This is a genomic window from Anaerolinea thermophila UNI-1 (genome assembly GCF_000199675.1).
GTDB lineage: Bacteria > Chloroflexota > Anaerolineae > Anaerolineales > Anaerolineaceae > Anaerolinea > Anaerolinea thermophila.
In genome coordinates, this window is sequence record NC_014960.1 from 3,360,055 (window position 1) to 3,373,968 (window position 13,914).

The window sequence follows — 13,914 nt, forward strand, 5'->3', positions numbered from 1 at the left end:
GGGGAAAAAGGTTTCCTTCCTCATAATCTTCCTGCAGGTCCTCTGGTCAGGGGACAAAATGCCCCTTTTCCAGAATCTTCTCGATGCGCTCGATGCTCTGCAGGAACACCTTAACCACCTGCGGGTCAAATTGCAAACCGGCTTGCGCCCGAATGTAGTGCAAGACCTTGTCGCGAGGCCAGGCTTTGCGGTACGGGCGGTCGGTAGAGAGGGCATCCCACACATCCACCACCGAGAAGATGCGCGCCCCCAGGGGGATTTGCTCGCCACGCAAACCGTAGGGGTAGCCACTCCCATCCCAGTGTTCATGGTGATAAGTAGGAATGTCCATGGCTTGCCGCAGGTAAGGGATGCGCGAGAGCCATTCACGGGCATAAAGCGGATGGCGGCGCATAATCTCCCGCTCTTCTTCGGTAAGGAATGAGGGCTTGAGCAGGATAGTATCGGGAATGCCCAGTTTGCCGATGTCGTGCAAAATGGCGCCACGGCGCAGTTGAATCAAATCTACCTCGCTTAACCCCATGGCTTTACCCAGTTCCACGGTGGCTTCCACCACCCGGCGGGTGTGATCTTCGGTATTGCTGTCGCGCAGTCCCAGGGCTAACGCCCAGCCTTCCAGGGTGGCATCGTAAGCCACCATCAACTCGGCATTGGTGCGTTGTAAATCCTCAAACAGGCGGGCGTTTTCGATGGCAATGGCTGCCTGTCCTGCCAGCGTGTTCAACAACTCCAGCCATTCCTTCGTTGCGGGGGGCGTCTTACGGCGGCACACTTCCAGAACCCCCACCACGCGGGATTTGCTCACCAGCGGCACGGCAAAAATCTGCCTGAAGCCCTTCTCCCACATCAGGCGGTCGTGCGTGCCGGCAGGCAGGGTCTGCCATTCCATGTTCCCGCCGGTCAGCACACCTTCCAGCATGGCTTTGCCTACCACCGTCTCGCCCGCACGCACGCGGATGTGTTCCAGGCGGGCGGTGTTCAGCCCCAGGGTCGCCACACAATCCAGGTGCAGGTTGACGGGGTCAAACTCGTACAGCAGGGCGGCATCCACCTTGAGCATGCGCAGGCACTGCTGCAACAGGATATTGGCAGTGGCTTTCAGGTTGTGACTGGAAGAAATAGCGGTATCAATCTCGTGCAGTGAGGTCAGTTGTTCCAGGCGGGTGCGCACCTCAGCATCCAGTTGCGCACGGTGCAACACACTGCCAATGATATCGCCCGCTGTCTGCACCAGATTCACCTCTGCTTCGCTGAACTTGCGGGGGGCTTCCACCACGACCATCAAAATACCCAGTTGTTCCTGTCCGGCACGCATGGGCACCAGCAGGGCGCGCCAGCCCGGCGGAATCAGCGCCGCCACTTCCGGATTCGCCCGGGGGTCCAGGCACAGGTCCTCGCTGAACAGCGGGCATCCTGCAGGATGGTTTTTTCCACCAGCCCACCCTGCAGGGGAAAAGCCTTGCCTTCAAAAGACTTTACCCAACCGCGTGTCGCCATCGGGTAGTAGCATCCGTTCTCTTTATCCACCTGGGCAACGCCGCCTGCTGGCACGTCCAGCACGGGCAGAAGCAGATCCAGGGCTTTCTCAAGGAAGGGAGAAACGCGGGCTTCTTCACGGGAAAGGGTGGAAAGGCGGTTCAGGGTTTCCAGGTGCCTGAGGCGCAGGCGCAATTGTTCCCGCACCTCGCGCTCGCTGGTGATGTCGCGCAGCATCATGCCGATGCGGTATCCCAGCGGGGTGGGCAGGGCAAAACTGTTCAATTCGCAAATTTTGATTTCTCCGCTGGCATCAAGAAAACGGGTCTCGGTCTTGCGGTTGAAAAAAGGGCTTTTGCCGGTCTTGAGGGCTTGCTCGAAGACACTTTCCAGTTTAGACAGGGCAGAAGGTGTTCGGTAAGCCGGGATGGCAATGCGCTCGAGAACCTTCACAGCAGGTTGCCCCAGAATTTCCTCACGGCAATAGCCCAGCAAACGCTCCGCGCCGGGATTCCACTCCACCACCCTGCCGGTCTCGTCCACAAGGATGAAGGCGTCAAAACTTTTCTCCAGCACCATCTGCAGTTGCCCGGTCTGCAGGGCAAGGGCATTCTGCGCGGCTTGCCTTTCAGTCAGTTCCGCCTGCAGAGAACGCTGATAATTTTCCAGCATGCGGCTGGTAAAGTAAACGATGAGGATAAAAACAGCCCCAATGACAAAGCGGAAGAGAATCTCCATCAGCGGGGTTTGCGGCAAACTGGAAGGCGGCAACCTGCCAAATTGCTCCATCCAGAACAGCACCAGCAGCGAACCCGCGCCCAGCAGGATGGAGACCAGGCTCCCCTTCAAGCCCAGCAGTAACCCGGAGACGTAAATCAGGATGAGCAACATGCCCGCCGCCGGGCTTTGCACCCCGCCGGTGAACATCAACACCACGAAATAATGCGCCCAGAAGAGGAAAAAGAGCAGGACGCGGATGACCTCAGAAGAGAGCCACAAGCGCACAGCCCACACCCCCGCCAGCACCAGCACAAAAGCGGCATTTACCAGCAAAAAAATCGGCGCCGTGTGCGCGGTCAGCCAGAGTGCCAGCGAGCCAGCCGCAATCCCGCCGCCGGTGGTGAGGATGAGCACTTCCAGGAACGAGAATCGTGAACCTGCCGGTGAGGCATCTGCCGACCACAGGGCTTTCCTGGAGAAACTCGAAAAAAGAGAACCGGCCATAAAAGTAAAACACCCCTAAACGGGGCTATTTTAACCCAAAACTTCCCGATTCGCCTTACGAATCGATGAGAATTTCGTTACAAATTGGTAATATTTTTCCTTACCGACGCAGACTGTCGCGCCGCAGAGCGTTCAGGGCTTCGCGGTATTCCTGCACATTGGGCGGGTTGAGCGAGACAATCGTCTCCAGCAGGTTAATGGCTTCCATCACCTTACCCTCGTCCAGGTAGAGGTTGGCGGCGGCGTCCATCTGCGCCACGCCTTCCTCGATGCGCCCTTCGCGCACCAGCAAATCTGCCAGGCGGCGGGAAAGGTCCACATTGGGACCAACCTCAGCGAGCAGGTCCTGCAGGAACTGCACGGCTTGAGCGCGCCTGCCGGTGCTTTCCATGAGGTTGATGAACGAATCCACCTCGCCCAGGGCGGCGGCAGACTGCCCCATGCGCAGGTTCAACTGCACCAACTGCAGGCGGGTCTGCGGATTATCGGGCTGGATGGTACGGATTTGCTCGTAAATACGCAGTGCCTGACGGAAATTGAGCCTCTGCATGTCAATATCCGCCACCTTGAGCAGAATCTCCACGCCCCAGGTGCGGTTCTGGCGGGACTGCTGGGCAATCTTCAGGGCATTGAGGTAAGTCTGGCGGGCTTTGTCCAGTTCTGCCAGGCGGTAGTAAGCGTCTGCCAGTTCCATGTACTCTTCCAGGGCTTCATCAATGCGTTCCTGGGTCACCAGCAGTTCAATCAGTTGCTCGCGCACTTCCAAATCCATGGGGTTCATCTGCAGAACGCGACGGTAGAGGCGCGCCGCACGGGCAACCTCGCCACGCACGGCATACAGTTCAGCCACCACCTGAAACTTACGGCTGGCATCCTCGGTCCGCCCTTCCCGCAACAACAGTTCGCCCACCTGCTCGTGCAGGGGCAGGTAATGCGGCGCCAACTGCAGGGCGTAAAAGGCTTCTTCCTGCGCCGTGCGCGTCAAGCCCATTTGAGAAAGTTCCCGCACCCGCGCAATGGCTTCCACCACCTGACTGCCGCGCGTCTCCAGCAAAATCTCCGCCACCGGCGAGGGCGGCGCATCGGGGGCAACTTGCGGCAGGTTCTGGCGGGCTTTGGCAAGCAAATCGCGCCAGTCGGAACGCATCAGTTGATCGCGTACCTGGATGCACAGGTTTTCCAGGCTCTTCAGGTCTTCCTCACTGGCAACCGCATCCACCAGCGGTTCGTAAGACTGGCGCAGGGCTTCCTGATGGGCTTCGGGCACCAGCGCCACATCGGCTTGTGCCAGCGCCTGCAGGTAGGCACCCGCCGCTTCGGGGTACATCCCCTTGTCCAACAGAATTTTGCCGCGCAAGAGGCTGGACGGCAGAAGATATTCGGGGTGCTTGGCGGCTTCCTGCAGGTAGCGCAGGGCTTTGTCGCCATCGCGTTCTGCCAGCAGGTAGCCCAAATCGTAGTACAGGGCGGCATGGCGCAAGCCGGCATCAGCGGCGCGTTCCAGTTCGGCAATGGCATTGCTCACATCGCCCTGCATTTGCGAGTCGATGGCTTGTCCGATGTGCAGCGCCATGCGGGTGCGGTCGCCCGCCATACTGAGCGGACCGGTCACACCGCGCGCCAGAGCGGCAAGCCCACTGCGCGGCGCCGGTTCGCGCTGTGATTCTTCCACCTGATCAAATAACAGGGATGCCAGTTGTTCCAGAGCCTTCTGGCGTCCCTCTTCCAGGGGATTCAAGCCCGTGCTTTCGGTTTTCTGCGCAGACTTCCCTTTTTCCTCACCGCGCACCGATGCCATGCGAATCGGCCCGGTACTGCCTTTGGGGCGGGACGGCGGGGGCAGTAACTGATTGGTTCTCAACATGTGCAGGGCAAAGCGCGCTTCCTGGCTTTCGGGCATCAGGCGCAGGGCATATTCCACCGATTTAAGCGCGCGGGTCATATCGCCGGTGCGCTGGAAAAGGCTGGCAATGGCAACATACTCGTTGATGGCTTCCATCTTGCGCCCCATGCGCTCGTACACTGCGGCAAGGCGCTGGCGAGTCGGCAGGTGCTCCGGAAACAGACTGAGCACGTGCACCCAGTCCTCAATGGCTTTGTCCACGTCGCGGGCGCGCAGATGCAGTTCCGCCGCCTGCAGGCATACCTCGCTGGCTTCCTTGAGTTTGCCCATGCGCTCGTAAATTCGCGTCAATTTCTCGTAGGGCACGGGGTCGGTAGGGGCAATCTTAGAGGCGCGCTGGTAACACTCCAGCGCGCGCTCGTACTCGCCCAATTCAAAATACGCCAGCCCCAGGCTGGAAAGCGCCAGGGGACTATCGGGCATCTCATCCAGCGCCTGGGCGTAGTACTGGGCGGCTTTCACCCAGTCCTGGTCCCATGCGGCGGAATGCCCCTGATTCATTGCCTGTTGGAAAACTGCCTGATTGCCTGCCATATCCTTAAGAATAACATGATTTTGATTCTCCCAACGCGGCTTTGCCAAATTGTTGGGAAACTGAAATGTGTCTCATTCCAGAGGCGTCATCTCTCCCCAGTTCTTTCCCCAGCGGGCTTCGGTGGTGAGGGGAATTTGCAGGGGGTAGGCTGTCTCCATGACGTGCTGTACCAGTTTTGCCGTCCCGGGCATTTCCTCGCGTGGCACTTCCAGCACCAGTTCATCATGCACCTGCAACAGCAGGCGCGCCCGACTGCCCGCCGCGCGCAGTGCCTCGGGCAGGCGAATCATCGCCAGTTTGATGATGTCCGCCGCCGTGCCCTGAATGGGGGCATTGATAGCTTCTCGTTCCTCGCGGGCTTTGAGCGCCGGGTTGGCGGGGTTCTTGAGATTGGGAAAATAGCGGCGGCGTCCCAGCAGGGTTTCCACGTAGCCCTCACGGGCGGCGCGGCGGCGCAGGTCGTCCAGAAAACGCTTGACGCCGGGGAACTGCTCAAAGTAGGCTTTGACGAAGTTCTCGGCTTCCGCCAGCGTCAGGTCGGCGGAGCGGCTCAACCCGAAGGCGCTCATCCCGTAAATCAGCCCGAAGTTGATGGCTTTGGCGTGACGGCGCATCTCGCGCGTCACCGCTTCCAGCGGCACGCCATAAATTGCCGCGGCGGTGGCGGCGTGAATGTCCTGCCCGGCGCGGAACGCCGCCAGCATGGCTTCGTCATTGGCAACGTGCGCCACAATGCGCAGTTCAATCTGCGAATAGTCCACCGAGAGCAGGACCCAGCCCTCATCGGCGATGAAGGCGTTGCGCACCTGCCGTCCGAGGTCGGTGCGGGTGGGGATGTTCTGCAAATTGGGGTCGGAAGATGCCAGCCGCCCGGTCACCGAACCGGTCTGATTGAAGCGGGTGTGCACCCTGCCGGTGCGCGGATTGACCTGCTGAGGCAGGGCGTCCACATAGGTAGATTTGAGTTTGCTCAACTCGCGGTTTTCGAGGATTAAATCCAGCACCGGATGCCTGCCGCGCAGTTCTTCCAGCACCTCTGCCGAGGTGGAGTACAGCCCGGCGCTGGTCTTCTTGCGGCGGTCGGGCGGTTCGAGGCGCAATTCCTCAAACAGCACCCGCGATAACTGCTGAGTGGAATTGATGTTGAAGGGGTGTCCCACCAGGGCGTAAATTTCTTTTTCAATTTCCGCCAGGCGCTGGCTGAGTTCCACGCCCATGCGCTGAAGGAAAGGCACATCCAGCAGGATGCCGTTCCACTCCATGTCCGCCAGCACCGGCACCAGGGGCATCTCCACGTCCTGGAACAGGCGGGTGACGCCGGCTTTGAGCATGCGCTCTTCCAGAATGGGCTTGAGCCGCAGGGTGATTTCGGCATCGGCGGCGGCGTAGGGGGCAACCTGCGCAACGGAAACCTGCGCCATGGTGCGCTGATTCTTGCCCGTGCCGATGAGTTCCTCAATGCGGGTCATCTGCACGCCCAGGTAGCGCTCCGCCATTTCCTTCAGCCCGAGGGCGCGCGAAGCCGGATCAACCAGCCACTCGGCAAGCAGGGTATCGAACGCCAGTCCCTGCGCTTCCATGCCCGCCAGACGCAGTGCCAGCAAATCGTACTTGAGGTTTTGTCCCACCTTGGGTTTGCGCGGGTCGCCGAGGAAGGGGGCAAGGGCATCGCGGATGCTTTCCAGCGGCAACTGCGGCTCGCCGGTGAGGTGTCCCACCGGCAGGTAGTAGCCCGTGCCGGGTTCTACCGCCAGCGAGATGCCCACCAGCGCGCCGTTCAGCGGGTCGGTGGAAGTGGTTTCGGTGTCCAGGGCAATCCACTCGGCTTGCGCCAGTTTGGCGCACAACTCCGCCAGCGTTTCGGGGGTGTTGACGATAACTGTGTTCAGGTCGTGCTGGGGCGGGAGACCCACGCGCACAATTTCTTCGCCGAAGAGGGACAACTGCCCAATGCTGGTCGGCTCCGGGGGAATGAGCGGTACCTGCTGGGGAGCGCTGGCGGCGGAGATGCCGAAGATTTTCTCCATGCGGGTAATGAGCGAGCGGAACTCCATGCGGCGGAAGAAATCCAGCACCTTCTCCACGGGGATGGCATCGGTGCGGGCTTGCGCCAGTTCCAGCGTGATGTGCAGGTCGCGCTTGATGGTCGCCAGTTCCCGGCTCATAAACGCCATTTCGCGCCCTTCTTCCAGTTTCTGGCGCACTTTAGCGGGCAGGTCGTCCAGGTGGGCGTAGATGTCTTCCAGATGGGCGTAATCCTTCAGCAGGGCAAGGGCGGTCTTCTCGCCAATGCCGCGCACGCCGGGGATGTTATCCGAGGGATCGCCTGCCAGGGCTTTGAAATCCACCACCTGATCGGGGCGGATCCCCAGGTAGGCTTGCACATCTTCCTGACGGACGAAATCCCTGGCTTCGCTGAGTTTACTCCCTGCCAGGTTGACGGCAATGCGCTCGTCCACCAACTGCAAGAGGTCGCGGTCGCCGGTGATGATCTTGACGCCAAAGCCCTGTTTGACCGCCTGATGGGCAATCGAGGCGATGATGTCGTCGGCTTCGTAGCCGTTCAGTTCCAGGCGGGGGAAGCCAAAGACGTCCACCAGTTCGCGGATGCGCTCCATCTGCATGCGCAGGTCGTCGGGCATTTTAGCGCGGGTGGCTTTGTACTCGGAGTAAATCTGGTCGCGGAAGGAATAGCCGCCGTCAAAGGCAACCGCCAGATATTCGGGCTTGTCCTGCTCCAGCAGGCGCAACAGCACGCTGGCAAAACCGTACACGCCCGCGGTGGGTTCGCCACTGGCAGTGGAAAGGCGCATTCCTGAAGTAGTGAGGGCAAAAAAGGCGCGGTAGGCTAAGGCGTGACCGTCAATCAAATACAGCACTGGGGGCATGAGACGCTCCGATAAATTCAATGGGATGAATCTGCCGGGGGCTGAGAAGACATCTCCACGGATGAGGAAAGCCGCGGCAGGGAGGCGGAGGACGAGGGTGGCAGGACGCCCTGGCGGCGGCGAGTCTCTTCGATGTAATCGCGCAGAAGGCGCGGCGAGGGCGGCTGAGGACCGCTGACGATGAGGTAGCCGCTTGCCCAGAAATCGCCGGAGGGGTTTTCCTCTGCCAGGGCAGGGAAATGTTCAAAGATGAAAGACGAGGTGCGCTGGCGGATGACGCGGATGACCGATGCCGGCGCAATGGACGGGCTGACCTGCACCGACCACTGCATGTACTGCGGGCGCACGGCGATGCCTTCCAGACGCCAGCCAAACGCCAGGCACAACTGCTGTACCCGCTGGCTGACCTGCTCGCCCAGCGCGCCGGTGAGGAAGTGCGAGGGCAGGCGCGGAATCAGCACGCAGGTGTAGAAAATCTGGCTGAACGAGGTAGAAACCGGTTCGATTTGCTGAATGCTGGTCAAATCGGGCAGAATGGTGGCATGGTTGACCGCCAGTTCCTCTTCCTCCGGGAGCAGGGCGGGCAGGGTCTCTGCAGTGGCGACCTGGCTGGAAACCGTCCCGGCAGGCGAGGACGCTTCCGCTGGCGGAGCGGGCGCCTCGCTGACCGGCGGGACGGGCATGGGCGTTTTCGCCGGCGTGGCGGGCAGTTCGGCTTCCACGCGCGGCAGGGAGAGGTCAATCTCCGGCACCCACTCGCCGCCGGGTTGCGGGTCGGGCGGGGGGACATCGCCAAGCAAATCTGCCAGCGAGAGCAGTTCGGGCAGGGCTTCTTCGCCGGTGTTCTCTTCTTCGGGGAGAGGTTCTTCAGCAGGCGCTATGGCGGGCTTTTGCGGGGCAGTTTGGGGTTGCGGCGCGGGGGAGGGCTCCACCGGCGCGTGAGGCACGCCATTCGCCAGCGTGCGGCTCATCTGCAGGGCTTCGGCGCGGATGCGGCTGAGCGGCGTTTTGAGGGGGTACACCAGTCCCAGCGCCACCTGCGGGGAGACGGCGGTGACGTAGAGGATGCGCTCGCCGAGTTCCTCGCTCAGGCGGGCAAAGCGCACCACATCACTGGGCTCGGGCATCTCCCAGAGGCGTTGAATCTGGGATTGCAGGGCGTCAACGGCGGGAGTACGCACCACCTGCGCGCCATTGCGATGCACAATCATCCCGCCCTCGGCAGTGCTGTTTGCCAGCAGGCGCTCCAGCGCCTGCTCATCCACCCACTCGGGCAGGGATTCATCCGGTACGGGGGGCAGGGGAGTTTCCTCGCCATCCAGCCTTGCCAGCAGGTCGAGCAAATCGGGCAGGTAAAAGGGGCGGGAAAGATAGCCATGCGCAGGAATGTCGCGCACGGTGGGATGCTCCGGGTTGTTTTCGGGGGGAATCAGCACCAGTTTCAAGCCGGGGTGGTCGTGCAACAGCACCGCGCTGATCTCGGCAAGCGGCAGGTCGGGCAAATCGCAGTCCAGAATGACCACGCGGTAATAGGGATTGATGACCGCGGCGGCGGCTTCGCGGGCGGTACTCACCACGCGCACCTGATAGCGCCCATCCTCTTCCAGGCTGAGGCGAATCAGTTCACCAAAGGCGGTATGCGGCGTGGCTACCAGTACCGAGACGCTCATAAGATACTTTTAGTGTATCACAAAAGCGTCAGAAGGGATTCAGCCCAACGAAGCAGGGGGGCGCCAAGACATGCCCTTCAGCAAGATCAGGACGTGGTTTGCGCTTGCCGAGCCTGTCGAGGCAAGCCTACGGTTCGGCAGGCTCAGGGCGCGGTTCAGCGGTTCAACAAACGCGCAATCACATTGAGCAATACGGTGAGAATTAAACTGAGGACAATCGAAGCCAGCAGGGGGAAAATGCAGGTCACCCCGCCGCCCTCGATGCGAATCGTCCCCGGAATGCGGCTGAGGTCGGGCAGAAAGCGTCCTGCCAGCCAGAGCAGACCGCTCACCAACAAAAGAATCAGCCCCAAAAGCATCAAGCCTGTGCCGATGCGTTCCAGCGCCATAGGCTCACCTCAACCAGTCGCCAATCTCCGCCCAGGCGTACTCCAGATGATCCGCCAGCACCCGCCCGGCTTTGCGCGCCACGTGACGGTAAGCGTACTCCATTAATGCCCGCCCGCCAATGGCATTCAGGCGCTCGCCAATCTCGCGGGCGCGGATGTGGCGCAATTGCAGGTTAAAACCGGGGGTAAAGCGCTCGGCGAGGAAATCCTCACGCTTGCCGATGTCCACCAGTTCGTCCAGCAGGCGCGTCACTTCGGCGTGCGCCGAGGCAGGATAAGGCTTGAAAAAAAGGTCGCGAAACAGACTCATGCTCGTTCCTCAGGCTGTTCCAGGTCTTTTTGCATCCATACCACCTGGGTAGTGCCAAAGTAATGGGTGGGCAACCCGGCAATGCGGTAGCCCAGTTTCTCAAAGTAATTGGTAGTATTCAGGCGGGCATAGCACCCCAGCACGCAGAAGCCGCGCTTGCGGGCTTCTTCTTCCACATGGGCAACCAGCATCTTGCCAATGCCCTTCTTCTGATAGGCAGGCGCCACCGCCAGATGCGAAAACCAGCCCACCCCCGGCTCTTTTTCGAACAGTTTGACCACGCCGACGATTTCACGCGTATCCTCGCGTACCGCCATGAAATGCTGGCTGAGCGGTTCGTAATCGTCCTTTTCCGTGCCGCGCGGCTGCCCCCACGGCTCGCGCAGGACGCGGTAGCGCAGGTCGTAGTAGGCTTTGAACTCGTCGCGGGTGGTGGGAGATTGAATGATAATCATCAGGGCTCCTTGCCGCAAAGGGATGATTAAAAATTATAACCCATCCCTTTCCCAATGCAGGGGAAAATGGAAGCCCACTCTGAAGAATAAAAAAAGGGTCAGGCTTGTGGGGGTTGAGGCGGCGGGGTGGGTTTATTGCGCCCGAAGGGCAGCATCAAAATAAAGCCAATGGCAATCAGCAACTGTCCAACTTCAACCCCGCGCGCCTGCCACTCTCCAAAGTAGGGAATGCCCGGTAAAGCATGACTGCCCATGCCGAAGATATCCGCCATACCGGCAAACACGGCGATAACGTACCCCGTTGCCACCAGGCGCTGACCGATATCCGCGGCAATGCTGAGCGGATCGCCTTTCCACAGCGCCAGCAGGCTGATATACCCGCCGATGCAGATAATCGCCAGCCCGATGAGGAACACGGCAATCTGCACAAAGCCAATCACCGGACTGCGATCCAGCCCAAACAGACCGGGACGCGCACCCATCAGGAACACCAGGAAACCGAAGAGGGTCAGAATCAAGCCTGTACGGGCGCGGCGGTGCCAGTAGCGGTAGGGTCGCGTTACCGAATTGCTGGCGGCGACCGGCGGGGGAGTGTTTTGGGAGATCTGTGCAGTCATCACAAGGGCAAAATCCTTTCGAGAAAAATTTGCCAGTTTCCCCCGAAAATTGCAGCAAGATCAGATTCATTATACCCGGCTTCTGCCAGGATATCCGCCAGTTTGGGCAGGTCGGCAATGGTATCCACCTCGGCGGGGATGCGTGCCCGCCCAAAGCCGCCGTCCAGGTCGGTGCCCAATGCCACATGGCGGGCGTCTCCGGCAATCTGGCAGATGTGATCCACGTGCGCGGCTACATGCTTCAGGGTGGTGCTCTCGCGCGGATCGCCGGCAGACCAACCCGGTCTCAGCCAGCGGCTGTTCAGGGCAATGCCGATGACGCCGTCGCGCTCGACGATGCGGCGAATTTGCAGGTCGCTGAGCAGGCGCTGGTTGTCGTCCTGGCGGGCAAGCGCACGGCAGGCAGTATGCGAAGCGCACAGGTTGCCCTCAAAGCGATCCAGCGCCTGGAGAGAGGATTTTTCGTTCATGTGCGCCAGATCCAGTCCCATGCCCAAATCGGCAAGGATGTCCAGCAGTTCCCAGCCCTCGCGGGTGAAGGCTTCAGCATCGCGGTTGGAGCCGCAAAAGCGCCCACCTGCCCATACCGGCGCCACCAGACGCACCCCCTGTGCGGCGTACGCCTCGATTTCTCGGGGTTCGCGCAGTCCCTCGGCGCCTTCCATCATCACCACCAGCCCGATGGGCGGGTAGGCAGACGCGGGGTGTTCAGCCCGCTCTTCCCCGGTGGCAGGGGCAGAAGCAAAGGCTTGCCATGCCTTAATCACCTGTTGCAGGTCGCGGCGGCTGGTCACCTGTCGGAAGATTGCGGGGTGATCCTCGCACCAGCGGCGGTACACATCCAGTTGTGCCGTCCAGCGCTGGCGGGCTTCCTGCGGGGTGCGGTACACCTGCGTTTCCCACGCTTCCAGCACACCCGCACGCACCACGAACAAACTGGCAATCACCAGCGCGGTGTGCCCCTTTTGCAGTTCAGGCACTGCCACGGTGCACTCCCCGTTGTTGCGCTGAGGTGTCAGCGTGCCGCGCTCCATTTCGCGGATTTCATCCACAGAACGGAACAGGTCACGCCCAAAGGTGAGCGCGCTGTACGCCAGATCAAGGTGACCGTCAATCATCCAGTGAATCATGGGACTGTGCAGAGAGGAAAAAAAGAGCGCACCGGCGACGATGCGCTCTTTTCCATCGCATGAGAAACTAGGCTTCTTCAGAAGTGTCCAGGTCTTTGAGGGCTTCTTCGAGTGCCTGCCAGTCGAGGTCGGTGTAGGCTTGGGAGTCCACACGGCGCAGGCTCAAGCCAATGCGGTGATTTTCGGGGTCAATCTTGACGATGCGCAGGGTGACTTTATCGCCCTCTTTGAGCACCTCTTTGGGGTGTTCAATGCGCTTTTCGCTGATTTCGGAGATGTGAATCAAGCCCTCAATATCCTCGTCCAGTTTGGCAAAAGCGCCGAACTTGGTCAGACGGGTGATCACGCCTTCCACCAGCATGCCCACCTGATACTTGGCGGCGCGCTCCAGCCAGGGGTCGCCCTGGGTCTGGCGGATGGACAGCCCAATGCGGCGCTTTTCGCGGTCCACACTGATGACCTTGACCTTGACTTCCTGCCCCACCTGCAGCACCTCACTGGGGTGTTTGATGCGATCCCACGAAATTTCGGAGAGGTGCACCAGACCATCGGCGCCGCTGATGTTGACGAAAGCGCCAAAGTCTGCCAGGCTGGTGACGCGCCCGGTGCGGATTTCGCCCTCAGCGAGGGTCTCGATGACGCGCTCTTTGAGCGTCTCGCGGGTTTCGGGGGTTGCCACGCGCTCGGAAAGAATCAGGCGGCGGCGTTCGCGGTCTACTTCAATGACGCACACGTCAATCTCTTCGCCCACCATCTTGCTCCAGCGCTGTTCAGGGCTTTCGCCACTGCCCATCGAGGCACGCCGGGAAAGGCTGATTTGAGACGCCGGTACAAAACCGCGCAATCCATGAACGGGGACAATCAAACCACCTTTGTTGTAACCGGTAATTTTCGAGTGGTAAACCTCTTTGGTCTCCCGCATCTGCTCGGCCTTTTGCCAGTCGCTTTCTTCGCGGGCTTTCATGTAAGAGAGGACAATATTGCCATTGGAGTCTTCGGGGCGCACCACGTACACCAGAATCTTCTGGTTGACCTGCAGGGTTTCGCGAATTTCAGGGGGGATAGCTTCCAGTTCGCGCCCGCTGATCACACCTTCCGATTTGGTGCCCACGCTGACTAAAATTTGTTGAGGGGTAATGCTTGCAATCACGCCGGTGCGGATTTCGCCCTCTTTGGGCAAATCCAGCCCCAAGCCTTCCTTCTCCAGCAAGGAAGCCATGTTGTCATGGTTCTCGGCGTTGTCTTGCGTTTGCTGGGGCATTCCCTGCTCGAGTTGGGTATCTTTCTCGTCCATACAACTAGTTTCTCCGGAGGTAG

General features: G+C 60.4%; 11 protein-coding genes. All 11 read right to left on the reverse strand.

Features of this window, described 5'->3' with window-relative positions; all coding sequences use genetic code 11:
- Positions 1–46: 46 nt before the first annotated feature.
- Positions 47–1,360 (reverse strand): HD domain-containing phosphohydrolase, encoded by a 1,314-nt coding sequence (locus ANT_RS15115; RefSeq protein WP_013561398.1) that lies wholly within the window; start codon positions 1,358–1,360, stop codon positions 47–49.
- A complete protein-coding gene (locus tag ANT_RS15120; protein ID WP_013561399.1) occupies positions 1,348–2,700 on the reverse strand; it encodes a PAS domain S-box protein in 1,353 nt (450 codons plus the stop codon). The genes ANT_RS15115 and ANT_RS15120 overlap by 13 nt, the downstream gene beginning before the upstream one ends.
- Before the next feature lie 100 nt (positions 2,701–2,800).
- On the reverse strand, positions 2,801–5,137 hold the full coding sequence (locus tag ANT_RS15125) for a tetratricopeptide repeat protein (protein WP_013561400.1): 2,337 nt from the start codon (positions 5,135–5,137) through the stop codon (positions 2,801–2,803).
- 72 nt (positions 5,138–5,209) lie between these two features.
- Positions 5,210–8,026 (reverse strand): DNA polymerase I, encoded by a 2,817-nt coding sequence (gene polA, locus ANT_RS15130; protein WP_013561401.1) that lies wholly within the window; start codon positions 8,024–8,026, stop codon positions 5,210–5,212.
- Between the two features lie 17 nt (positions 8,027–8,043).
- The gene (locus ANT_RS15135) at positions 8,044–9,696 is read right to left on the reverse strand and encodes a transposase (RefSeq protein ID WP_013561402.1); all 1,653 of its coding nucleotides are present in this window, start codon (positions 9,694–9,696) and stop codon (positions 8,044–8,046) included.
- Positions 9,697–9,851: 155 nt separating this feature from the next.
- The gene (locus ANT_RS15140; RefSeq protein ID WP_013561403.1) at positions 9,852–10,085 is read right to left on the reverse strand and encodes a DUF2905 domain-containing protein; all 234 of its coding nucleotides are present in this window, start codon (positions 10,083–10,085) and stop codon (positions 9,852–9,854) included.
- Between the two features lie 4 nt (positions 10,086–10,089).
- Complete coding sequence (locus ANT_RS15145; protein WP_013561404.1) at positions 10,090–10,395, reverse strand: hypothetical protein; 306 nt, start codon at positions 10,393–10,395, stop codon at positions 10,090–10,092.
- Entirely contained in the window at positions 10,392–10,850 is a 459-nt protein-coding gene (locus tag ANT_RS15150; protein WP_013561405.1) for a GNAT family N-acetyltransferase, read from the reverse strand. Before ANT_RS15150 ends, ANT_RS15145 begins: the two co-directional genes overlap by 4 nt.
- A 98-nt stretch (positions 10,851–10,948) precedes the next feature.
- Complete coding sequence (locus tag ANT_RS15155) at positions 10,949–11,467, reverse strand: hypothetical protein (RefSeq protein ID WP_013561406.1); 519 nt, start codon at positions 11,465–11,467, stop codon at positions 10,949–10,951.
- Positions 11,467–12,597, reverse strand: a complete 1,131-nt coding sequence (locus ANT_RS15160; protein WP_013561407.1) for a dipeptidase — start codon at positions 12,595–12,597, stop codon at positions 11,467–11,469. The genes ANT_RS15155 and ANT_RS15160 overlap by 1 nt, the downstream gene beginning before the upstream one ends.
- Positions 12,598–12,664: 67 nt before the next feature.
- Complete coding sequence (locus ANT_RS15165; RefSeq protein ID WP_013561408.1) at positions 12,665–13,891, reverse strand: 30S ribosomal protein S1; 1,227 nt, start codon at positions 13,889–13,891, stop codon at positions 12,665–12,667.
- Between the last annotated feature and the right edge of the window lie 23 nt (positions 13,892–13,914).

Bases quoted from the DNA above. Each gene is read 5' to 3' on its own strand.
- polA (WP_013561401.1), bottom strand. From the start codon at position 8,026: ATGCCCCCAGTGCTGTATTTGATTGACGGTCACGCCTTAGCCTACCGC.
- ANT_RS15140 (WP_013561403.1), bottom strand. From the start codon at position 10,085: ATGGCGCTGGAACGCATCGGCACAGGCTTGATGCTTTTGGGGCTGATT.
- ANT_RS15120 (WP_013561399.1), bottom strand. From the start codon at position 2,700: ATGGCCGGTTCTCTTTTTTCGAGTTTCTCCAGGAAAGCCCTGTGGTCG.
- ANT_RS15145 (WP_013561404.1), bottom strand. From the start codon at position 10,395: ATGAGTCTGTTTCGCGACCTTTTTTTCAAGCCTTATCCTGCCTCGGCG.
- ANT_RS15125 (WP_013561400.1), bottom strand. From the start codon at position 5,137: ATGGCAGGCAATCAGGCAGTTTTCCAACAGGCAATGAATCAGGGGCAT.
- ANT_RS15155 (WP_013561406.1), bottom strand. From the start codon at position 11,467: ATGACTGCACAGATCTCCCAAAACACTCCCCCGCCGGTCGCCGCCAGC.
- ANT_RS15160 (WP_013561407.1), bottom strand. From the start codon at position 12,597: ATGATTCACTGGATGATTGACGGTCACCTTGATCTGGCGTACAGCGCG.
- ANT_RS15135 (WP_013561402.1), bottom strand. From the start codon at position 9,696: ATGAGCGTCTCGGTACTGGTAGCCACGCCGCATACCGCCTTTGGTGAA.
- ANT_RS15165 (WP_013561408.1), bottom strand. From the start codon at position 13,891: ATGGACGAGAAAGATACCCAACTCGAGCAGGGAATGCCCCAGCAAACG.
- ANT_RS15150 (WP_013561405.1), bottom strand. From the start codon at position 10,850: ATGATTATCATTCAATCTCCCACCACCCGCGACGAGTTCAAAGCCTAC.